General features: G+C 44.0%; 23 protein-coding genes. 8 read left to right on the top strand and 15 right to left on the bottom strand.

Annotation, left to right across the window (positions count from 1 at the left end):
* Nucleotides 1-4 precede the first annotated feature (4 nt).
* Nucleotides 5-739 carry an ImuA family protein gene (locus MusilaSJ_RS01145; protein WP_274988245.1) on the bottom strand — a complete coding sequence of 245 codons (735 nt, stop codon included), beginning with the start codon at nt 737-739 and terminating at the stop codon, nt 5-7.
* Nucleotides 740-818: 79 nt separating this feature from the next.
* On the opposite strand from MusilaSJ_RS01145, the gene MusilaSJ_RS01140 reads away from it, so the two are divergent.
* Nucleotides 819-1,100 (top strand): hypothetical protein, encoded by a 282-nt coding sequence (locus tag MusilaSJ_RS01140; protein ID WP_139159971.1) that lies wholly within the window; start codon nt 819-821, stop codon nt 1,098-1,100.
* 2 nt (nt 1,101-1,102) lie between these two features.
* Entirely contained in the window at nt 1,103-1,690 is a 588-nt protein-coding gene (locus MusilaSJ_RS01135; protein WP_274988244.1) for an alpha-ketoglutarate-dependent dioxygenase AlkB family protein, read from the top strand.
* On the opposite strand, the gene MusilaSJ_RS01130 is transcribed toward MusilaSJ_RS01135, so the two are convergent.
* From MusilaSJ_RS01130 to MusilaSJ_RS01065, 14 genes are all read right to left on the bottom strand, one after another.
* Nucleotides 1,687-1,971, bottom strand: coding sequence for a KTSC domain-containing protein (locus tag MusilaSJ_RS01130; protein WP_274988243.1), 285 nt, complete (start codon nt 1,969-1,971; stop codon nt 1,687-1,689). The two genes, MusilaSJ_RS01135 and MusilaSJ_RS01130, sit on opposite strands and share 4 nt — an antisense overlap.
* Before the next feature lie 254 nt (nt 1,972-2,225).
* Nucleotides 2,226-2,924: a LytR/AlgR family response regulator transcription factor gene (locus MusilaSJ_RS01125; protein WP_274988242.1), complete on the bottom strand. Its 699-nt coding sequence runs from the start codon at nt 2,922-2,924 to the stop codon at nt 2,226-2,228.
* Nucleotides 2,921-4,024 carry a sensor histidine kinase gene (locus tag MusilaSJ_RS01120; protein WP_274988241.1) on the bottom strand — a complete coding sequence of 368 codons (1,104 nt, stop codon included), beginning with the start codon at nt 4,022-4,024 and terminating at the stop codon, nt 2,921-2,923. The genes MusilaSJ_RS01125 and MusilaSJ_RS01120 overlap by 4 nt, the downstream gene beginning before the upstream one ends.
* Nucleotides 4,025-4,128: 104 nt before the next feature.
* On the bottom strand, nt 4,129-4,902 hold the full coding sequence (locus MusilaSJ_RS01115) for a CPBP family intramembrane glutamic endopeptidase (RefSeq protein WP_274988240.1): 774 nt from the start codon (nt 4,900-4,902) through the stop codon (nt 4,129-4,131).
* A gap of 4 nt (nt 4,903-4,906) precedes the next feature.
* A complete protein-coding gene (locus tag MusilaSJ_RS01110) occupies nt 4,907-5,725 on the bottom strand; it encodes a CPBP family intramembrane glutamic endopeptidase (RefSeq protein ID WP_274988239.1) in 819 nt (272 codons plus the stop codon).
* A gap of 214 nt (nt 5,726-5,939) precedes the next feature.
* Complete coding sequence (locus MusilaSJ_RS01105) at nt 5,940-6,932, bottom strand: helix-turn-helix transcriptional regulator (protein WP_274988238.1); 993 nt, start codon at nt 6,930-6,932, stop codon at nt 5,940-5,942.
* A 62-nt stretch (nt 6,933-6,994) separates the two neighbouring features.
* Nucleotides 6,995-7,564 (bottom strand): biliverdin-producing heme oxygenase, encoded by a 570-nt coding sequence (locus MusilaSJ_RS01100; RefSeq protein WP_274988237.1) that lies wholly within the window; start codon nt 7,562-7,564, stop codon nt 6,995-6,997.
* A 39-nt stretch (nt 7,565-7,603) separates the two neighbouring features.
* Nucleotides 7,604-8,866: a S41 family peptidase gene (locus MusilaSJ_RS01095; protein WP_274988236.1), complete on the bottom strand. Its 1,263-nt coding sequence runs from the start codon at nt 8,864-8,866 to the stop codon at nt 7,604-7,606.
* A gap of 12 nt (nt 8,867-8,878) precedes the next feature.
* On the bottom strand, nt 8,879-9,886 hold the full coding sequence (locus MusilaSJ_RS01090; protein WP_274988235.1) for an SGBP N-terminal domain-containing protein: 1,008 nt from the start codon (nt 9,884-9,886) through the stop codon (nt 8,879-8,881).
* A gap of 100 nt (nt 9,887-9,986) precedes the next feature.
* Nucleotides 9,987-10,613: a hypothetical protein gene (locus tag MusilaSJ_RS01085; protein WP_274988234.1), complete on the bottom strand. Its 627-nt coding sequence runs from the start codon at nt 10,611-10,613 to the stop codon at nt 9,987-9,989.
* Nucleotides 10,614-10,861: 248 nt separating this feature from the next.
* Nucleotides 10,862-11,830 carry an SGBP N-terminal domain-containing protein gene (locus tag MusilaSJ_RS01080; protein ID WP_274988233.1) on the bottom strand — a complete coding sequence of 323 codons (969 nt, stop codon included), beginning with the start codon at nt 11,828-11,830 and terminating at the stop codon, nt 10,862-10,864.
* Between the two features lie 16 nt (nt 11,831-11,846).
* On the bottom strand, nt 11,847-12,641 hold the full coding sequence (locus MusilaSJ_RS01075; protein WP_274988232.1) for an HmuY family protein: 795 nt from the start codon (nt 12,639-12,641) through the stop codon (nt 11,847-11,849).
* Between the two features lie 12 nt (nt 12,642-12,653).
* Complete coding sequence (locus tag MusilaSJ_RS01070; protein ID WP_274988231.1) at nt 12,654-13,328, bottom strand: HmuY family protein; 675 nt, start codon at nt 13,326-13,328, stop codon at nt 12,654-12,656.
* 3 nt (nt 13,329-13,331) lie between these two features.
* Nucleotides 13,332-15,602: a TonB-dependent receptor gene (locus MusilaSJ_RS01065; RefSeq protein ID WP_274988230.1), complete on the bottom strand. Its 2,271-nt coding sequence runs from the start codon at nt 15,600-15,602 to the stop codon at nt 13,332-13,334.
* Nucleotides 15,603-16,047: 445 nt separating this feature from the next.
* On the opposite strand from MusilaSJ_RS01065, the gene MusilaSJ_RS01060 reads away from it, so the two are divergent.
* From MusilaSJ_RS01060 to MusilaSJ_RS01035, 6 genes are all read left to right on the top strand, one after another.
* Nucleotides 16,048-16,554, top strand: coding sequence for an HmuY family protein (locus MusilaSJ_RS01060; protein WP_274988229.1), 507 nt, complete (start codon nt 16,048-16,050; stop codon nt 16,552-16,554).
* 20 nt (nt 16,555-16,574) lie between these two features.
* On the top strand, nt 16,575-17,420 hold the full coding sequence (locus MusilaSJ_RS01055; RefSeq protein ID WP_274988228.1) for a heme/hemin ABC transporter substrate-binding protein: 846 nt from the start codon (nt 16,575-16,577) through the stop codon (nt 17,418-17,420).
* A complete protein-coding gene (locus tag MusilaSJ_RS01050; RefSeq protein ID WP_274988227.1) occupies nt 17,420-18,460 on the top strand; it encodes a FecCD family ABC transporter permease in 1,041 nt (346 codons plus the stop codon). The genes MusilaSJ_RS01055 and MusilaSJ_RS01050 overlap by 1 nt, the downstream gene beginning before the upstream one ends.
* Nucleotide 18,461: 1 nt before the next feature.
* Nucleotides 18,462-19,277, top strand: coding sequence for a heme ABC transporter ATP-binding protein (locus MusilaSJ_RS01045; protein WP_274988226.1), 816 nt, complete (start codon nt 18,462-18,464; stop codon nt 19,275-19,277).
* Between the two features lie 2 nt (nt 19,278-19,279).
* Nucleotides 19,280-20,296, top strand: a complete 1,017-nt coding sequence (locus MusilaSJ_RS01040; protein WP_274988225.1) for a hemin-degrading factor — start codon at nt 19,280-19,282, stop codon at nt 20,294-20,296.
* Nucleotides 20,297-20,418: 122 nt separating this feature from the next.
* Complete coding sequence (locus MusilaSJ_RS01035) at nt 20,419-20,772, top strand: hypothetical protein (RefSeq protein WP_274988224.1); 354 nt, start codon at nt 20,419-20,421, stop codon at nt 20,770-20,772.
* Nucleotides 20,773-20,794: the final 22 nt, after the last annotated feature.

Below are 20,794 nucleotides of genomic sequence, written 5' to 3'. Positions count from 1 at the left end.
TAACTCACCCCGCTTTCCGTTTAAATGGTTTAGCTGTTTGCTCTTTTTCCACCTGTTTGAATTTACCTTCTGCCCATTCGATGATCCAGGTACCCGGATGCCCGTTACGGACACGTAATAGTTCTACCTCCCAGCGCGGAAAACCAAGACCGGGCAAATCGTCTACCGGCTCGCTCGGCAAAGGTTTCACCTGCCACCGGGCAGCGCAAGCCGTTGAACCGATCTTTTTAACGGCATTACGCAGCACAAACCCGGTAACGTGACTTTGCTCAACAGCCAGCTGAAGCCTGCGCGATTGTTTAAAATCCAGCTCCCGCGCTTCTGCCACAACCGCGGCAAGCCCTGCGCATTTCAGCGCTTCTTCCATCACCCATAAGGCTTCCTGATCTTTGGCCACCCGGATAAAGATCAAACGTCTGGGTTCTATACCAAAGCCGCTTAACGCCGGTGGGAAGATGTTTCCGGTGAGGCTGATCCATAAACAGGCCCCGCCATTTTGCATAAACACCGAGAGCAGGCCGCTAATCAATCCGCTGGAAGCAGTAGCCTGTTCGGTGGTACTGCAAACCAGTTCATGCACTGTACCTAAAGGAAAAACGCCGTTGGGGAAAGCCGTTTCCACTGCCCCCAGGCCTACCAATCCCTGCGTACCTGCAGGCGGCGGCCTATAGCCCTCCCATTGCAAAATATTCTTTTGCAGACTGTCAATCAGTGCTTTTCGGTCGTGTACCGTTTCCATCGTGTTTGTACCAAATAGGGAGTACAAATTTAATGCTAAAAATATTAGTATTTTATATATCTTTGAGAAAAAATTTCAAATGCAGGAATTGTTGGTCAAAACGTATTTAAAAAGCGAGGCTAAAGCCTGGCTTAAATACCGCGATGGTTCACGGGAAGTGGTGAAAATTGTACCGGATACAGCGCAAAAGCACGCTGTACAATGCTATGAGATCTATACGGCTTATGATCAGCCGCCCGTTTACATGGGCCGTATTTTATTTGACGCGAAGGGCTACTGGATATACGACGGCGATGTACTGCAACCAGAAGAGCAGGAACAATTGGCCCATTTTATAACAACTTATGTGGAAAGGATTTAGTGATGGAACAATTGACATTATTTGCCGAAACCGGGCAAAGTAAAAGATTGCCTAAGGATTTGCTGGAATACCAGCCCGGCTTGATTGATCCGGCAATGGGTGACTGGCTGTTAGAAAAACTGATCAGGGAAACACCCTGGAAACAAACAACGCAAAAACTTTGGGATAAGGAATACCTGACACCAAGGCTCACCTGCTGGTATGGAGACACAGACCGGATCGCAGGAACACTCCCCTGGACACCGGAACTGCAAACTATCCGGGGCATGGTAGAACCTTTAGCGGGTATTACCTTCAACAGCGTATTACTGAACTACTATCGTAATGGAAATGATTCCGTAACCTGGCATAGTGACAAAGAAAGCATTATGGGCAGTCAGCCAATTATTGTTTCGGTAAGCCTTGGGCAGGTGCGCAGTTTTGACATCCGCAATAAAGTTAATCACAAAGAACATTACTCCGTCAGGCTCGGGCATGGTTCATTCCTGCTGATGAAATCAGGATTGCAGGAGTATTGGGAACACCGGATTGCCAAGTCTAACAAATTAATGAAGGCGAGGGTAAACCTCACCTTTCGTTTGGTGATTTAGCCCGTTGATATTTGCTCAAACTCATATTTATTCTTTACGAAAAAGTGCAGATAGCGGCCTTTCACCCGTGAGGACTTCAGTTCCTTATAAACCTTTTCCGGAACGTTCTTATACAGATAAGTTTGCCCGGAAACATAGGAGATTTTTAAAACCTGTGTTTCCAGATCATAATCCATGTTTTGAATGACGGTTGAAGGCATAACATTGAATCCTAATATCCGCGCTTTCTTCTTCGGAGTGGTTTTCGAAATATTACCGCGCCCGTTTAAAGTGAGTAACAAAAATGGCGGAGAGTTAACCGGTACTAAAGCATAGTCCGGCCTCTTTCTTTTCCATTTGAACAAAGATGGAAATTATTACTGATAATCATTAACACGAATGTTCAGATATTGAATTTATAAAAGCCCTATTAATGAAGAAGGCCGGCTTCAATTTGACGATTATAACGGTCACCTTTCTTTCCAAATATCCTGTAATTTTATCCCCTATCAGATGATCAATTAGTTATAGAATAAGTTTATATAACCAAAATGCTTTATGATAACCGCAATACTTTAAATACCAGCTCCCTATAACTGTTCCCTATCGGAACTTCCGTAGTTCCGAATTCTATTACATTACCTTTAATACTGGTGATCTTGTCCAGATTAATGATATAGGAACGATGTACCCGCATAAATCGTTTAGCCGGCAATCTTTCTTCCAGGATTTTCAGATGCATACCTGCAAGTAGCCGTTTACCGTTACACAGATAAACAGAGCAAAAGTCACGTTCCGCCTGCACATAACTGATCTCATCAAAATTCACTTTTACCAGGCGGGTATCCTGCCTGAGAAAGATATACGGGGGCGGATCCAATTCTGGTTGATGCGAGACCAACCGCTCCTGCGCCCGCCGCACGGCCTGGTTAAACCGTTCAAAAGTGATCGGCTTCATCAGATAGTCCACAGAATTTAGTTCAAAACCCTCAACAGCATAACTGGAATAAGCAGTGGTAAAAATAACCAGCGGCGGATTAGGTAATGAACGAAAAAACTCTATTCCGGTAATTACGGGCATTTTGATGTCCAGGAAAATCAGATCGACAGCATGTTCATAAAGCGCCTCGTAAGCCTCATTCGCATTGCGGCAGCTTTTTATCAAAGCAATTTCCGGCAGGCGTTCGATATACGTTTCCAATATACTTCTTGCAATGGGTTCATCTTCAACGATGAGGCAACTCAGTTTTTTCATGTCAGCTCAATAGATAAGATGGTGTTATAAACACCGTCAGCAAAATTATCTTCGTACCAATACTTGCCGGGGTAATACATTTCTAAACGCTTTTTAAGGTTGCCCAGCCCTATACCTCCGTTTTGCTGCATCCGTTCCCGATGGTCTACTACATTGTCAGATGTAAAACGCAAACGGCCGTCAGTGACATCCAGAAAGAAATGAATACGGGCTCCCGGTTCATCAGGAGAAAACTTGAACGCGTTTTCAACCAGCGGCATGAGTAAAAGCGGCGGTATTTCATATGTCATGGAATCCACAGCGATGTTTACTATGACCCCGGTATCATTCAGGCGCACTTTTTCCAGCTCTATGTAATTTTGTATCAGCTTGATCTCGCTTTGCAAAGGCATAAATGCTTCATTGGATTCATAAAGCATATAGCGCAGCATCTCAGACAAGCGAGCGACCAATCCGGCAGACCGTTCCTGGTTACCTTGCAGTATCAAGCCGTAAATGTTATTCATCGAATTGAATAAGAAGTGGGGATTGAGCTGCGCTTTCAGAAAGTTAAATTCCAGTTCCAGGTTGTCTTTTGCAAGCTGTAAAGCTTTTAGTTGCGATCGCCAGGCGTTAACCGCCAGCTTCAGGCATAACGGAATACTCAGCGTCAGCAAAAGGCCAAATGGGGTGCCCAGGCTAAGCAGGCGCTTCAGCACAATGTTAATGAGACCGGATTGTACCAGGGCGAAATATTGCGGCTGACCTTTCTGCAAACTGAGCAAGCAGCCGGAACAGGTCCTGAGCAAAGCCTGCTCCGCTACCGCCTCGATCAATGTGTATCCGCATAACAAACCAAAAAAACAGAAAGTAAAGTGAAAATATTGCCTCCGCTGCAATAGCTTCCATAGCGGACCCGTCATCAGATAAAATACAGCCGCGATAAGCAAAGTGCTGTTTAGGTTCAGCAGGAAAACAATACTAAAAGACAAACCGCTGTAAACGTTGAAGGTAATCAGCGTGAGGTATAGCCGAACTATAAGCAGTACAAGCCAGAACAAAAGGTGCACCATTTTGCGGTACCCGGGCCGGGAGGTGTATAGAGCAAAGCTTTGAAACATTGTTATTTAAAGTTGGCTTATCTTTGTCAATTATACAACATAAATCACAGAGCGGTGTTTTTAGTCAACGAGCAGGGTTGTGGGGCAACAAAAGATCAATTATGCTATCGTGATTGAACCGATCGTTTGTAATAATAAGTGATGGCCAAACCGGCAAATAGCGCGGCACCGACAAAAACGGACAAGCCTATAACTTCAGATAACGCTTCCCTGCCCGCCGTGATCCTTTGGGTAAAGATGCCAGCATCACCTTTGCCTCCCCAGCACCACTGTCCCATATTCCACGCTGTATGCAGGCCAAGCGGAAGTCCAATTCCTTTACTTTTAAGAGCCGCATAGCCAAATAGCAAGGCCCCGGTTCCTGAACCGATCAACGCCATCCACCAGTTCATTCCTCCCCAAATGTGCTCAAAAACAAACAAAGCGGCAATGAACAATTGTGCTGAACGTGCTCCGAAGCGGTCAGCAAGACTACGTAAAGCATAAGACCTGAACACGAGTTCTTCGCGGCAGGAGATCAACGTAAAAAGCAGCATATGCAGACCGATAACATGCAGATCAAAGGCGTTAAATTGAAGCTTCATATAACCCATAATCATCAGTACGCCCGGTTGCAGGCATGACATCAGCAGCCCGGCGAGAAATCCGGTAATTATACGGCCCGGGCTTCCGTTGTCAGGAACAGTACCTGCTTCGGTTAGCGGTATGGCCCGCAACCTGCAAAATATGATCACCAATAAAAAGGTAAAAAGCGCGGCGGTTGCCATTGCGATATGCGAGGCATATTTCTCTCCCAAACCTTTAGCCCAAAGATCGGATAAGATAAATACGAATACTGTCAAAACGTAGAACAGTAAAGTTTGCAAGATAACCTTCATGGTATTAAATGGATTGAGGAGATGAAGTTAAGGGTGCCGTGCTTATCCTCATTCTTTGTTTAAGTAACCACAAAACTGCCATTGTACATAAGACAACACCCAAATATGGGCCGATTATGTATAGCGAACTATAATGTTTAGGATCACCATCCACCGTGATAATCGTCCTCCCTGCAGGGCCTGCTGTTCGGGGGATCAACGCCTGGGCATAGTTCCATCCTACGTGCAAACCTATTGGCAAAGCTAAATTGCGGGTATATAGATAAGCCATCCCAAACAAAACCGATCCCAGCCCTGTCGTCAACATAGCCATCAAAATAGTTTGCATGTCCATTGTACTGTTTACATGCATCAAACCAAAAGGTATCGCAATGATGAGCTGTGCTTTCCAGGCTCCATAGTGGCTGTTCAGCGTCTGGAAAGGATATCCGCGAAAAGCAAATTCCTGCACAAACACCGACCACAGGTTTGCCAGAAAGCACATCAGCAGGAACATGATGTCAGGCGACGAGTTGAAATGCCATTGGTCGCCGGTGAGGTAAACCGTTATAATAGCCGTGACGATTAACATTAAAATGCCGCCCACGGTTCCGCATAGTAACTGAACCCAATTGCTGCTACACACCGGAATAAAATTTAGCGTCTTTAGTGTTCTCCCTTCTGCCCATAGAAACAGCCAGCTTAATAGCAATGAGACTGACAGATAAAAGGACAGATCATTTAATGCGGGAACAGCGTCTGCGACGAACCTGGCGGCGGTAAGCAAAACAAAATAAAGAAATACTTTTAGCCATGCCGGGAAATTACAAATGATGGTTTTCATGTTTTTTTTAGGCAAATAGCATGAAAAAGTCACCTATAAGGAAAAAATATCGACCAAGTAGTTCTTTTTTTCGGCAAATACTACATTCCTGGCAATGAACCCGACCGGGATTTTTTTCTGAATTGATTTACCGGCCTGGTCATCCAATTTAGTAAAAGCAATTTAGCACAAGTACCGATAACTGTCAGATCAAGTTGTGGCTATTACAGGAATATTATGCCATTAATTTTACCTCGCTGGGCAAAATGCCGTAATATTTTTTGAAGGCACTTGTTAAGTGCGCCTGGTGTTTAAAACCGATAGCATGGGCTACCTCGCCGATACTCTTGTGATCATCAATGATCATTTTTTTGGCGGTTTCCATCCTTAATCTTGTGATGTATCCATAAATTGTGGTGCCATAATAAGCTTTAAAACCCTGCTTCAGTTTAAACTCGTTCAGGCTGATGAGCCTTGATAGTTTTTTTATGGTTGGCGGGTTAACATAAACTTTATCCAGTAATTCTTTTGCATGGTATAGCTTTTCAAGGTCATCGGTTTTTATCTGCAAACTGTTTTCGTCCTCCCCTTTCTTCTGCATTTGCTCAAGCTGCAGCATCAGTAACTCAAGCACTTTCGATTCGGTGTAGAACTTTTTAAGTTCGCCTGTTTTTTTGCATTCGCAGATATCGGTGATCACCCTTTTCATTTCGGGAGTTACGGCCAGGTCCTGTGCGGCAAGCGAGGTGTATTTACCCTCCATAATGGCCGATACAAATGCTGAATGGATAAGGGCGTGCCTGTCGATCAAATGAAAATAATACTCTTTGGAAAGCACCATTAAAAAATAACTATACTCCATATCGGGCACAACTTCATATTTGCCTTTTGATGATGGTATGTAGCGAATATTGTGTCGGTTATTGCCATGAATGCTTTTCTTTAACAATTTTGGAGGCGTGCTACCCGATTCATAAAATATAAATTGCGAGGTAATGGTTTCGCCTTCTACTTGCGATAAGATGTGTACTTGTTCATTAAACTGCATATTGGAATGAAGCAAAAACAACCCACCCGAGCTTAGCTGATAATAAAATAGTTTTTTTACAGGTTCGCGTTTTATCGAGATATGTTTTTCTGAAAGCTGTGAACCGGGCGAATAAGCGTCGGGCAGTTCCTCAATAAACAACCATTCATCAAAACCTTCAATCTTCGACTTTATCTTCATTACAATTTCAATACAGGTAAACTTAAATCGGGTTTAATATCCAATATGCAGCACAGTACCAGTTATCCGTTAATCGGCTGTTCTGTTTCGGCAAACACGGCAGCAAAGTGATTAAATGTATCATTCGCGGTATGCACAGCAATTGCTTCTTCTTCATCGTTAGCAGCAATTGCATTCAACACCGAAATAAAAGTGCCCCACATTTGGCCGGTTGCGGGTCCGTAACCTGAAAAAAAAGAAACGCCTTCGGTAATGCCTCCTTTGGCCAGCATCTGCACAATAATGCTTCCGCCCATGATGGAGCCTTCCATTACGTACAAAGCGCCAAGCGCCTGGATAACGTTATTGATTTCGGGAACGCTGGTTTCCGGCAGGTTATTAATATCTCCACCCAATGCTTCTATATCGCTTTTAAGGAATGATGAATTTCTGCGTTGTGCATAATCCGGTAAAATATCAATGGTAATAAAAGGCGCAATTACTTTCTCCAGGTGACTGAAGTAGGCATAAAAATATCTCAGTAAATCGGCATAATCCTGGTTACTGCGGATCGCCTTTAATTTCTGTACTACTTTTTTCTCTAATTGCTGATGGGCTTCTTTGGTGGCTTCTTTAATTGTAGTGCTTAGCATATCTATTGTTTTTGATGGAGAGATTCCGCTCTCTGTTTATTAATTATTCTTTAGTTTTAATCTGTTCTCTATCATTCCGTCAGGTTTTATTATGGTACCAGCCGGACTTGATTTAACTATGGAAGTTATTTGTACTGTTTTATTATTTGCCTGTTGTTGTACTGTGCTTAACGATGCGCCATTGATCAACTCCAATACAGCGCTCAAACAAGCTTCATTAGGGTCTCCCAGCGCAGGGCTGTCCTCCGGTGTTATCTCAATATCTGCGGGGATCCCCTGAAAATAATCAGACCAGCCCCGGGCATTGCGGATCAGGAAGCCTGATAAATAAACATTGTACACATCTATCTTAACCGGGAAAAAACCAACGGGCTTTCCATAGGTGGTACTGCCCACAAGCTTCACATTAAAATAAGGCTTCAGGGCGCTGATGAGCAACTCACTTGCTGAAGCTGTAGCCACAGAGGTGATGAAATAAATCTCCTTTACCGTTTCCATACCGCTTTGCTTTTTGAAATGATGCGTATTTCCGGCTTCGGTATAGTCAACATCGGCCAGGGTAGCCGTACGGCCTTTGTAAATTACCGTATTGCCGTTGGCGTCATAGTAGGTTTGATTTTTAAGTATAGTAGCGCCTGATGCCTGTAGCAAGGCATTATATTGTTCAGAAAACATCACCTTTCCGTTTAATGATGACGGAGCTATCAAGTTGGCAACGTATTCGGCTGTTTCAACAAAACCGCCGCCGTTGTACCTCAGGTCAACTACCAGCTGCACAGGGTTAGCGGCCTTAAGCTTAGCGAACGCGGCATCAAGCTTATCCTTACAGGTATTTAATCCGGGAAACGAGCCTAAGGCAACATAGGCAACGTTTTTGCGCAGTACCGTATCCTTTAACACAGCATCCAATACCGGAGCCCCGACGGCAGCCAGCGAACCGTTACTGTCAAGCTCCGTAAGGAACGAATATTTTGGCGAACCCGGGGTTATCGGCTTCTCATATTTAAAGCCGGTTTGCGGGTTAACTTTTAATTGCGATATGTCAAAAAGTTCGGTGTTAAACGCATTAAGATGCAAAGGATCTACAGCGTATCTCCTTGGGTTAAAAACTGCATATGCAGGCAATACATCACTCCACAGGTAAATTTGTTTGGCATACAGATAAATAGAATCAAGTGTAAACTGGGTGCGGGTACCTGTGGTTGGCGAAACAGGAAACTCAGGAGCAATAACAGCACTTTTCGTGCATGCCGACAAACCGGCAGCAAGTACTATAATTTCGAGAGCTTTTAATATCCGCATTTTATGATTTCTTTAATTTATAATAGAGGTAGCAGGTTCTGTAGCGGCATCCCATACATATGCAGCCGGCATTTCTCCGTTTTCCAATTCAAACGGCAATATGATCAGGGAGATCTTTCCATTCGAAACGTCATCCGGCAGTTTAAAATGAATTACGTTTTGCGTTAGCTGGGTAAGCGGTACTTCATAAAAAAGGTCTTCAGAGCCATCATCTGCCCCGTTTGGAGGCCTTACCAAAAGCTGTGCATTTACGAACTTACCCGTAAAGTATTTTTTGGCTAAATTAGAAAGCGTATAATTGAAACTTATTTCATTTCCGGCTTTCAATGATTTCCCGGCTTCGTTAAATGTGCAGGTAACAAGGCTTGATAAAAATTGAGGGCGGCCAAAATGATAAGGGCCTTTGGTAATAATATTTTGCCCGCTTATTAATTTTATTTTATAAAAGCCAGTATCTATACTTCCATCTGCAGGCAGATTAACAACAATGCCAAGAGAGTTGAACCGTGAAGCATTTCTTAAGCTAACAGGGATATTTTTGTTGCTGCTATTGATCAGGTATAATTTAGTTTGATTGGTATCCGGAATAAAATATTGCCCCTGTATTGAAAAATAAGGTATGGTAAATTCATAACCTGCAGCAACTTCAAAAACCGGCGCGGGCTGATTGATCATCGGCAACAGAAAATAAGTTTTTTTACTGCCATCCTGTGCGGTAACAATATAGGAAGTCCCTCTTTTAAAGGCAACACTTGTGCCCGATGCAGGACTGATACCGGCGCCGGTAGAAACCGAAATCTGGGGCGCAACATTAACAGGAACAGTTTGAAACGGAGGCCAGTAAACCCTTATGCTATCGCCCACAATGGAGGCTTTGAGCTTATTTCCGGCAGAATCTGCAATGGTAAATTCTTCTACATTATTGTACCCTGTTTTTACATACTCCTTTTTACAGGAAGCCAGCAACAGGAAAAGCGAAACCACAAGAGATAAATAAAGTATTTGTTTGATTTTAATCATTTTATTAGTGTGTAATAGTGATAATCATTAAAGAGAGGCACCCGGCCCGGATCAAATGACCGGGCGCTCTCTTTAATGCTATTTACAACAGTACTTTAACTTAATTGATCAAAGTACCTCTGCGGAACCAGTAACGGCCCCTGTTCAGCGTAGCTGAACCCTGACCATCAGCAGCGTAGCACTGGAAAGCATAAATGGTGGTTCCGGTGCTAAGGAACAATACTACATTATGCGTGTAGTTTACCGCATGGGTAGTTATGTTGTAATTTAACCATCCGTTTGCACCAACCGGGTTGTTAAGGGAATCGGTAGCGGTATTTAACCCCAGTGTGCCCGACACTGTGGTTGCAGCGGTATAATCGCTGTTGTTAACAGTATTAAGTGTTTTGGTAGTGTTTAAATATTTCAGTGTATAGCCTGATTTTGCCGCCATTGCCAGGTTATTTGTTGAGGTAAAAGTCAGGTGGTAGGTAATAGCGCCGGTTGAATCCTGCGCACCATTGGCTATATTCAGATATTTTGTGCCATAAGTGCCCGGTGCAGGTGTTGGGCTTCCGTAGTTACCGGTTAATAATGTTGTAGTAACGCCGGTTACTGTTGCGCTTTGGTTTGCAGCGGCCAAAGGTTTTACACTATCGCTATTGTTTTTTTGGCAAGATGAAAATATTACTGATACAGTGATCACAGCTGCAGCTGTTTTTGACAGGTTTTTGATTATTGAAATCATGGTAATTGTGTTTTTAAATTAAATTTTTATTTAATTCGCATGTTGAACGCTGTAAGGCCTTCATTATCGTCCAGGATAATGTTTTACAAGTCTTATAAAGCGCATTGATCTTGACCGGCAGGTGGTTTGCGAGAATTAACCTGCCGGTTTTTGTGTTTTCGGGGCTTTGATGTTTACATAGGCTTCGGTTTTATTGTTAAACATTGAGTTGATTATTATCCGGCTCTGTACGCGCAGCGTTTAATGTTTTAACCACCGGTTTTGGATTTAACCACCAGCGGCACATTGGTTACTACCGGCTGCCAGTTGCCAAACTGGAAATTAAAAGGCGTACTGCCCCAACTGCCAACAGGCAACCCTTCAGGAACTTTGATCACAATCTTTGTACGGGTGCTGGTTTGAACAGGAAAATCATAAGCCTGTCCGTTTATCGTAGCTTTTACCGATTTCAGATCAATAAATACATCGGCCTGGTTAATAAAACTAATGGAATCACCGGCTGCCACGGTTTGCGTATTAAATGTGGTTGCAATTTGAGGGCGATTGTAGTAAACCCGGAGTGGTTTATCCATTTTCACCGAATGGCCAAGATAATCTACCTGGACATTATAACGGCCACTGTCAATATCCAGCGGCACTTTGATACCCAGTATATAGGTATCGCCATAACTGTCGGCATTGGTAACGATCTGGGCAGTGCTCAAATCGCCCAATACAGTTTTATTAGTAATCTGATTTAAAAGCGTCAATTTTAGCGACGCGGTACTTGTGCTCAAAAAATTACCGCTGATCAAAGTAATTTGGCCATTGGGAATAGCCCTTGGATCACTGTCAAACCAATTTAAGGTAAGGCTGGCTGTATTTTGCTGTATAATGTTCAGCTTGTAAGTACGTGTTGTGCCGTCCCCTCCTTTTACCGTGTAGGTTTGACTGTTGTTATCAATACTCACCGGTTGCGCTGTAGCAGTAAGGGTAGCATTGGCATCTAAAGTGATTTTAGGTTCAATAACTGTTAAGCCATAATAGTAAGGAATGTACACGGTTATGGTATTTTCTATATTATCAACCGAACCATAGATTACCGTATCCTGAACGTTCACCACTTTATATTCCAGGATCTTGTTTTGGGGCAGCGCATCGGGGTAGATCGTTTTTTTACAGGCAGAAAGCAGGGTAATTAAGCCAGCAGGCAATAGGTATAAGTATTTGATTTTCATAGTGTAGGTATAGGGTCTATTTGATCTCAAATTTTGTACTTCCGGCAGGTACAATTACATATTCAAAAGTGAAGTACATGTGCGGGGTATCGGTAAACATCTGGTCGGGGGTAAAAACATCCTTGTAGCAGCTGATCATTTTGATCTTTGCATAATCGCCCGAAGCAGTTTTAACAATGATGGTTCGTGCAGCCAGCGTACTACCGTCGGCCAGCTTAAGCGAATTACCCAGCGCATAAGCCACATGTACCTTGGTAGTGCTGCCATCGCCAACCACAGTTCCGCCAAAATCATACAGATACCACCCGGTGCCTGTACCGAAGCTTCCCTTATCATCTGTACCAATCAGGCCTTTACCTGTTTTAAAGTCGGCAGTTGCCGGGATAGCGGTTACATCCTCAAAAGCCTGTTGAACAATGGTAATCCCGCCTTTGCCCGGGCCCTGGTAACCGCTGTTGGTTGCATCTGTATTGTTGTTGCCACCCAAAAAGCTGTTATAAAGCCCACTTAATGAGATATCCCAAAATGAAGTTTTAGCGTAGCCTGCAGGCTGTTCTTTTTTGTAATCAAGGCTAAAAAGGATTTCTGTTTTAGGCGTTGTAGGGTTTTGATCGTCGGTTTGTGCTGCCAGGTTTTCAACCCGCTGCAATTTGTAGTAAGGCACTTTGTCGGCATCCCTTGTTGGGGTACCAGGTGTGGGATCAGGAGTTACTGCATCATTTTTTTTGCATGCAATAAAGGTCAATGCCAACATAGCAAGCATTAAAATACTTGTAGATGTACGCTTTTGAAATATATTTATGATTTTCATGATTAATTGTTTTTAATTTTTGGTTGATAGATTCCTGCTGCCATCCTGTTGAACATAATAGCGGAAAGTGAAATAAGGCGAAGGCCAGTTTAAATCGGTTACTACAGCGGGTGCTCCTTTGTACATGCTCACCAGTTCAAGCTTGGCGTATTTACCTTCGGCAGTGCGCAATACAAAGGTTCGGCCTTTTATGGGGACAGCTATGTGTGTTTTAAGATCGTAGAAATACCATCCCAATCCATTTCCGGGATCCCAGCCAACCGAGGTTACGCCTTTGCCTGTGAAATCGGCATCAGATGGTGCTTCCTTAACAAGATCGTAAGCCTGGTTAACAACAATTAAAGCCCCTTTTCCAGCCCCACCAAATCCGTAGCTTCCCGCGTTGGTACCGTTGTTAATCCCTATATATGAATTGTATTCACGTCCAAAAGAGAGATCCCATAAGGTGCTTTGCCTGGCTGTACTATCAACTTTACTATTGGTAGAAAAGCTGAAATAGAAAGTTTTAAAGCCCGTATTAATGGTGCTGCCAACATCGCCGGGCAAATCGGTAACTACTGTACTGCTGCCATCCTGAAGCTGTGGTTTTACCTGCTCCTTAGTGCATGAACTAAGAGCGGTAACCACAGCCAGGGCGATGAGCAGCATTTGATAATGGTTTTTATAGGTTGATATTAGTTTCATCATAGTTTATTGCTGTTTAAAAAAGCGATAGTTAAGGCCAAGCATAATGGTACGCCCGCTTTGTGACGGCATCAGTTGGTCGCGGTAGTTAAAGATGTTATCGGCGGTTAGCTGTACCGAAAAGTGATTGTTCATCAGTTTTTTTTGTAGCGATGCATTGAACAGGAAAAAGCTGGATACATAGGTATCATTTGGATCAAGAAATCCGTTGGGCAGGTTTGCCTCCTGGAAACCATACCTGCCCCGGTAGTTAACCCTGAAAGTTCCGGTGATGCTTTTGGGTTCGTACTCATAAGTAAACTTCACGTTGGCCATGTGACGCGAACGATTATTCAACCCGAAATAGTCGGATGTTTTTGAGCGGCGGGTTTGGCCTGTGTTGGTATCATATACCCGGGCATAATTGCCCCTGCCTGCTTTGATCGAATCAATAACTCCCCTATCTTTTGCATACAGCAGTTGATAACCTGCCGACACATTAAATCCGCGGGTTACTCTACAGCTCAAACCAACATCAGCACCCGTCAGGAAAGCCCGATCGATATTAAAATAAGAGAATACCTGCTGCCCGCCTTTTTTTGAAGCCACCTGATCGGTATTGATAAAGTTGCGTACATCGTTATAAAAGCCGTTTACATCCGCCTTTATATTGGCACTTAGCTGTAATGTAAAACCGGCGCTATAGGCCACAGAGCGTTCGGGTTTAAGCGTGCTCACTTTGGCTGCATTAGCAAATACGGTTGCTATTTGCCCCGCATCCTGCAGTTTCTGAAGTTCAGCTGAAAAAACATCGGTTCCTAAAACGGTGTAGCCACCGCCTGCCAAATTGGTAAAATTGAGGTATAGCTGTCTGAAATCCGGCGTTTTAAAGCCGGTTGCTATAGCCGCCTTTAAGGTAAGTGCTTTCGCAGGCTGATATTTTACACCAAAACTTGGATTGAAGCTGCCACCGTAACGGCTATGGTGTTCGCCCCGCACACCACCGGTTAGGCCCAGCTCATCGCTCAGTTTCCAGTCGGCCTGCCCATAAGCAAAGGCTGTTGATTGACTTTTGGCACCGCTGTAAAGCTTGTTATTCATCGTTTCGTACTGAATACCCGTACCACCTGTAAGCACCACAGTACTCCAATAGGTTTGAGAAGCCTGTAATTCGCCGCGATGCAGGTATTGCACAAAGTTGTTGGTAGGTATAACCTGGCTGTTGGCCCGGTTGGTAATGTTTTGATCGGTAGCGTAACGGGTAAGGTAATATTGCGTTTTTAAACGCAGTCCGCTATTAAAATTTGTATTTAAAATAGCCGATGCATTCAGGTCCTTTTCAACCAAAACATCGCGGCTTGGCTCTGTACTGTAAGCAGTTTGATTAACCGAATTACGCGCCGCATACCTGCCGGTTATATTAATCGCGTTCATTTTACTTAAAGTGTACCTGCCCCTGCCTTGTATAGTATAACTATCATAAGGTGGTGCCGTTTTACCTTCGCTCAGGTAAGGATTGGCGTTAAAGCCATCGGTACGGTAATAGTTACCGGATATATAACCTGAGCCCCTGCCGCCTGCAAAAGGTGTTTCACCTTCCAGTGTTGCATCCAAAGTATTAAAGCTACCGTAGCGCAAACTGGCCAGGCCCTGGCTTTGCGATATATTTTGGCGGGTAACTATATTGACTACCCCGGCCAATGCCTCGCTGCCAAACAGGCATGATGACGCGCCTTTAATGATCTCAATCCGTTCGATATTAGCCACCGTAATCCGCGACAGGTCAAAATTCCCGGAGTTACGGCCGGTCATCGGCTGACCATCTATCATGATCATGGTATAGCCGCTATCAAAACCCTGAAGCTGAAGACCAACCGCCCTCGCACCCGAACCTATATCATTTACAATAGCCAAACCGGTTTGCTCCTTCAATACCTCATCTAACCGGCGGCTCCCCATCATCTCAATCTGCTTTCGGCTGATCACTGTTGAAGGCATCGGCGTACGGGTAAAATCGATCAGGTTATCGTGGCTCTCTTGTTTGCCCAATACGTTTACCTCTTTAAGGCTTTGTGCCGATACCTTTAGCCGGATACTTAAATTATTAACAGAAGCTTTACTGATAACAACCTGCTGAAAGCGCTTTTCATACCCCACAGCCGAAATGATCAGGGTGTATTCGCCTGGTTTTAACTTTTCAATTATAAAACGGCCAATTGTATCGGTTTGGGTGCCACTTAAATTTTCTTTGATAAGGATAGTAGCTGCATTAACCGGCTCCTCTTGTTCGCTCTTCACCTGTCCGCTTATTTTATAAAGAGGTTCGGCAGCGGATGTTAAACAAAAACAGCATAGATAAAGCATCAGGTAAAATTTAAACATTGAATATAAATTGCATTTTCTTATTTTTAATAAGTCTAAATAAACAAAGCAAAAGTCGTTTATAGAAATGAGAAATCATTTACGCAATCGGGATTTTCTTTTACTGTTTAAGGATAAAGTTTTAACCTTTTTGGAGATATGAATAAAGCACAGTAAGAATCAGGGAGATCAACAAAGAGACGACACCTATACAAACACTTAAAAATCAAATATTTACAAAAAATCCATTTAGAAATCAAAAAGCCAACGCTTAACTTTTCCTTAAAATACCAGGTCCATAAAAATCGGTTTATTATTTTGAATTAGTCTAATTAAATGTTTGCTTTGCGTAATCAATGCCACATTTAATCAATTTCAGATCATGATCAACCTTAAAAAAATAAGTTACAGGCTCCTGTTAACCGGCTTCTTAATGCCTATTGGATATGCCTTTTCGCAAACCGCCGCCATAAAAACAATCCGGAATCTTAACGCGGCTGATAAAATGGCCTACTTTAATTTCGAAAAAGGAACTGAAGTAAACGAGGCTGATACCGTGAAAACCGGCTGGGATATCTCGTTTCACCACACCGGCATTATTGTACAGGGTGCAGCCGAAGGTCAGATTGTTTCGGACTCATCATTTGATAAGATCGATAAAGCGCCGGCATCGGGCTATAAAAAAGGCAAGCAAGCCATTCCGTGGGGAAGCGGCAACGGCTGGTATACTTATAACATGGATACCCACCAGATCAGCCCTATCCCAGGCAAGGTGATCTTTATCCACACAGCCGCGGGGAAATTTTATAAACTAATTATTGATAGCTACTATAAAGACGGATCGGACGGAGCTTCGGCTAATTATACCTTCCGTTACAGCGCTCTTTAAAAACGCCCTGCCAATTTACTATGAATTTAATTATCAAATACATAAAAGGGATCGCCCTTCTCCTACTGATAGGTTTCAGCATAAGAGCCAGCGCAGCCGCCCCTAAGCGAATCATTACCCTAAGCGGGGCTTTAACCGAAACTGTCGACGCTTTAGGCTTTGGGAAAAGTATCGTAGCTGTTGATGTAACCAGTATTTACCCGGCCTACGTTGCCGCCTTACCTAAAGTAAGCAGGAACCGTACAGTATCTGCCGAAGGGTTGATTTCTTTCAAGCCCGATCTAATACTTGCGCCTGAAGGCAGTGTGTCAAAAGAGATAGCCTATCAGCTACACTCAGCCGGTATTAACCTCGTGAATATTAAACAGGATTATTCTGTAAGTGGCTCGGTAGCTTTTATTAAAGCGGTAGCTAACGCGCTCCAGGTTGCGGCTAAAGGTGAAGCATTGGCTAAACAAACACAGGCCAAAGTAGATAAAGCATTAGCCGGTGTTAAAAAAAGTGATAAAACACCAAAAGTGTTATTCATTTATGCCCGCGGTACCGGTGTTATGCTGGTTGCCGGGCAACACACCAATATCGATGCTATCATATCCTTAGCCGGCGGCAAAAATGCGGCACAGGGTTTCGACAACTTTAAGCCTTACACTACCGAGTCGTTAATAGAAGCCAATCCAGATGTGATCCTGATGTTTGATTTTGGCCTGAGCAGTTTGGGCGGAACTGAAGCGGTATTAAAAATGCCGGGCGTAGCCCAAACCAATGCGGGTAAAAACAAAAAAATCGTGCAGATGGATGGCGAGCTTTTGATCAACTTCAGCGTAAGGCTTGACCAGGCCATCATAACGCTGAACAAAAACCTGTAATGAAAAACGGACTGATCTATACATTATTAAGCGCAGGCGTTTTTTTTACAGCGGCTCTGTCGTTAAGTATGGGGGCTATGAAAATTCCTGTTCAGGATGTGCTGCTCATACTCGCAAAAAAGGCAGGGTTATTTAAAAACACAACTATTGATGAGCAATTTGATACAGTGCTTACGATAGTACGGATGCCGCGCGTTATTATGGGTCTGCTTGTTGGTGCGGCGTTAGGAATTTCGGGCGCGGCCATACAGGGCATCTTCCGCAATCCATTGGCCGAACCGGGCTTGATCGGGATCTCGTCCGGGGCATCGTTGTTCGCGGTACTCATTATTGCTGCCGAAACGGCTTTATTGGCCGGCCTGGGCAATTTGCTGGGTTACTATTTACTTGCCTTTGGCTCATTCGCGGGGGCTGGGATTGCCACATTTGTTGTTTACCAGATCTCGCGCAATGATGGTCGGCCCAACGTAGCCACCATGCTGCTGGCCGGCATAGCTGTTAACGCGCTCGCAGGGGCTTTAACCGGTTTAGTTACTTATATGGCCAATGATCAGCAGTTGCGTAACATTACGTTTTGGCTGTTAGGAAGCCTTGGCGGCGCTACATGGCAAATTGTTTTATGCCTTATACCTTTAGTGTTTATTCCATTAATACTTCTGCCTGCCATGGCTAAAACCCTTAATGCCTTTGCCCTTGGCGAAACACAGGCGCAGCAATTGGGTTTACCGGTTGGCCGTGTAAAGCGTTGGGTGGTTGTATTGGCTACTATGGCGGTTGGAGCATCGGTAGCTGTATCAGGCATTATCAGCTTTGTTGGTTTGCTGGTACCACATATGGTAAGGCTGATTTTTGGTGTAGATAACCGCCGCGTACTGCCGGCATCTGCTTTGATGGGCGCACTGATCCTCACTTTGGCCGATATGATAGCCCGCAAAGTGGTTGCCCCTGTCGAGTTGCCTATCGGTGTGATAACCGCTTTATTAGGTACGCCCGTTTTCTTATATATTTTAATAAAAGACAAAAAGAAAATTACCCGGTAATATGCTCACAGTTGAAAACGTAACTTATACAACCGGGAAACATACCCTGTTAAAAGATGTATCATTTATGGTGCACCCCGGCGAGATCACGGTGATCCTGGGTGCCAATGGAGCAGGGAAATCATCGCTGATGCGTTTGCTCAGCGCCGAAAAAGAACCATCAACCGGGTCTATCTCGCTGTCGGGGAAAGCTTTAAATCATTATTCAGCAAAAGAGCTGGCATTGAAACGTGCTATTCTCAATCAGCAAAATATCATTAATCTTGATTTTTTGGCGATGGAGATAGTGCAGATGGGCCGCTACCCGCACTATGGCAGTAAACCGGCAGTACACGATTGGGATATTATTAACGAGGTAATGGCCATCACCGGCACAACGCGCATGGCCGAACGCTCATTCCTGTCGTTATCAGGCGGCGAGCAGCAGCGCGTTCACCTGGCGCGGGTGCTGGCCCAAATCTGGGATACGCCGGAAGCGTTATTATTATTGGATGAACCGGTATCCGGCATGGATATCCTGTATCAGCAGCAAACGCTATCACTGGCAGCCATGCTGGCAAAAAAAGGTTTTATGGTAGTAGCCATTTTGCACGATATTAATCTGGCCGCTCAATATGCCGATAATATCATGATGCTGAAAAATGGGCGCAAATGGTACCACGGCTCTCCTGCCGAGATATTGAATACCAAAAGCATTTATGATGTTTTTGAAACCGAGGCCGATGTTTTTACCAATCCAAACACACTTAAACAACTCATTATGCCTAAGGTGATCGTACACCAGGCACAAGCTATAATTAGAACCTTATACAGCTAAATATGGAAACCATATCATTAAAAGAACAATATCTTGCTTTCAAAGCCGAAAATCCCAGAAAAAGGATCCGGGATATAGCTGCCGCCCTAAAAGTTAGTGAAGCTGAGTTACTGATGACCGGTCTTGGCGAAAACGTGATCATTCTTGAAAATAAATTTGAGGACCTGCTAAAAGAGATCACCACTTTAGGTTATGTAATGGCCCTCACCCGAAACGAATATTGCGTTCATGAGCGCAAAGGTGTTTACGAAAAGATTTCATTCGGCCCTCACGCCGGTTTGGTTTTAGGCCCGGATATCGATCTTCGCTTATTCATGAGCCATTGGAAATCAGGCTTTGCTGTAGACGACAACAACCTTAAAAGTCTGCAGTTTTTTGATGGCAACGGTGTGGCAATACACAAAATATATCTTACAGATAAAAGCAATCCCGAAAAATATCGGGAACTGGTCGCTCGTTTCCGCAAAGCAGATCAGCAAGTGGTTGCTCTATTGCCAGACCCTGCCCCTGCTAAACCTTCATTGCCCGACGATGAAATTGATGTTGCTGCATTTCAACAAGCCTGGGCAGCTTTACAGGATACCCACGAGTTTTTTGGCTTACTGAAGCGTTTTAACCTTAACCGCACCCAGGCCTTAAGGCTTGCCCCTGCAGGCTTTACAAAGCAGATTACCACGGATGATTTTAAAACCGTAATGCAAAACTGTTCGGTAAAACAAGCACCCGTAATGGTATTTGTAGGCAACCAGGGCTGCATCCAGATCCACACCGGTATGGTTACCCGGTTAGTGGAGATGGATGTTTGGTTTAATGTGCTTGATCCCGAATTTAACCTGCACTTGCGTATGGATGCCGTGGCCTCCGTATGGCAGGTGGTTAAACCATCAAACGATGGCGACATCAACTCCCTCGAACTTTTTGATGCCGAAGGCGAAATGATTGTGCAGCTATTTGGCAAACGCAAACCTGGCTTGCCCGAGCTTAACGAGTGGCGTGAAGTGTTGGCCATGATTTCTTAATATTTATTTGACTTTTTTAATGAACATATTGTACCGATAGTTTTTAGTCTAAAAAATTGAAATCAATGGGTTGCCGTTAATTTAACGGGCTCCGCGAACAATAGATATTGCTATATTTGCATATGGTGAAATGGTTTAGCAAAATATTATTGTTCCTGGGTTTCACCCTGCTGCTATATCATGGCATTACGCCGCATCACCATGCAGATGAGGATGACACACTTGCTACACATGCGAGGCATCATCCGCATGACCCGCTGGAACATGTAAAAATTGAACACATTTTCTTCCACCAGTTTGATCTGCATTTTGATTTTCAGCATGCCGCGGTAACGATATTACCGGTATCAGCTGTTGCCCCCGGGACAAGGATAATTCAATTACCTGCTGTTAAATGGGTGATACCCGAAGGACCCGACCCTCCGCTGGTCTTTTTTGAACTTCCTGTACTTCGCGGCCCTCCCGCATACTGTTGATAGCTGCTTGTCATAAGCAGCC

The sequence above is a fragment of the Mucilaginibacter sp. SJ genome (assembly GCF_028993635.1).
Classification (GTDB): Bacteria; Bacteroidota; Bacteroidia; order Sphingobacteriales; family Sphingobacteriaceae; genus Mucilaginibacter.
The sequence above is the reverse complement of the archived record's forward strand: the minus strand, read 5'-3'. Positions and strand labels throughout refer to the sequence as shown.

Excerpts from the sequence above, each read along its gene's own strand:
- MusilaSJ_RS01105 (WP_274988238.1), bottom strand. The coding sequence starts at position 6,932 with ATGAAGATAAAGTCGAAGATTGAAGGTTTTGATGAATGGTTGTTTATT.
- MusilaSJ_RS01070 (WP_274988231.1), bottom strand. The coding sequence starts at position 13,328 with ATGATGAAACTAATATCAACCTATAAAAACCATTATCAAATGCTGCTC.
- MusilaSJ_RS01100 (WP_274988237.1), bottom strand. The coding sequence starts at position 7,564 with ATGCTAAGCACTACAATTAAAGAAGCCACCAAAGAAGCCCATCAGCAA.
- MusilaSJ_RS01075 (WP_274988232.1), bottom strand. The coding sequence starts at position 12,641 with ATGAAAATCATAAATATATTTCAAAAGCGTACATCTACAAGTATTTTA.
- MusilaSJ_RS01120 (WP_274988241.1), bottom strand. The coding sequence starts at position 4,024 with ATGTTTCAAAGCTTTGCTCTATACACCTCCCGGCCCGGGTACCGCAAA.
- MusilaSJ_RS01145 (WP_274988245.1), bottom strand. The coding sequence starts at position 739 with ATGGAAACGGTACACGACCGAAAAGCACTGATTGACAGTCTGCAAAAG.
- MusilaSJ_RS01050 (WP_274988227.1), top strand. The coding sequence starts at position 17,420 with ATGAAAAACGGACTGATCTATACATTATTAAGCGCAGGCGTTTTTTTT.
- MusilaSJ_RS01090 (WP_274988235.1), bottom strand. The coding sequence starts at position 9,886 with ATGATTAAAATCAAACAAATACTTTATTTATCTCTTGTGGTTTCGCTT.
- MusilaSJ_RS01055 (WP_274988228.1), top strand. The coding sequence starts at position 16,575 with ATGAATTTAATTATCAAATACATAAAAGGGATCGCCCTTCTCCTACTG.
- MusilaSJ_RS01125 (WP_274988242.1), bottom strand. The coding sequence starts at position 2,924 with ATGAAAAAACTGAGTTGCCTCATCGTTGAAGATGAACCCATTGCAAGA.
- MusilaSJ_RS01135 (WP_274988244.1), top strand. The coding sequence starts at position 1,103 with ATGGAACAATTGACATTATTTGCCGAAACCGGGCAAAGTAAAAGATTG.
- MusilaSJ_RS01080 (WP_274988233.1), bottom strand. The coding sequence starts at position 11,830 with ATGAAAATCAAATACTTATACCTATTGCCTGCTGGCTTAATTACCCTG.
- MusilaSJ_RS01060 (WP_274988229.1), top strand. The coding sequence starts at position 16,048 with ATGATCAACCTTAAAAAAATAAGTTACAGGCTCCTGTTAACCGGCTTC.
- MusilaSJ_RS01040 (WP_274988225.1), top strand. The coding sequence starts at position 19,280 with ATGGAAACCATATCATTAAAAGAACAATATCTTGCTTTCAAAGCCGAA.
- MusilaSJ_RS01140 (WP_139159971.1), top strand. The coding sequence starts at position 819 with ATGCAGGAATTGTTGGTCAAAACGTATTTAAAAAGCGAGGCTAAAGCC.
- MusilaSJ_RS01085 (WP_274988234.1), bottom strand. The coding sequence starts at position 10,613 with ATGATTTCAATAATCAAAAACCTGTCAAAAACAGCTGCAGCTGTGATC.
- MusilaSJ_RS01035 (WP_274988224.1), top strand. The coding sequence starts at position 20,419 with ATGGTGAAATGGTTTAGCAAAATATTATTGTTCCTGGGTTTCACCCTG.
- MusilaSJ_RS01115 (WP_274988240.1), bottom strand. The coding sequence starts at position 4,902 with ATGAAGGTTATCTTGCAAACTTTACTGTTCTACGTTTTGACAGTATTC.
- MusilaSJ_RS01045 (WP_274988226.1), top strand. The coding sequence starts at position 18,462 with ATGCTCACAGTTGAAAACGTAACTTATACAACCGGGAAACATACCCTG.
- MusilaSJ_RS01110 (WP_274988239.1), bottom strand. The coding sequence starts at position 5,725 with ATGAAAACCATCATTTGTAATTTCCCGGCATGGCTAAAAGTATTTCTT.
- MusilaSJ_RS01095 (WP_274988236.1), bottom strand. The coding sequence starts at position 8,866 with ATGCGGATATTAAAAGCTCTCGAAATTATAGTACTTGCTGCCGGTTTG.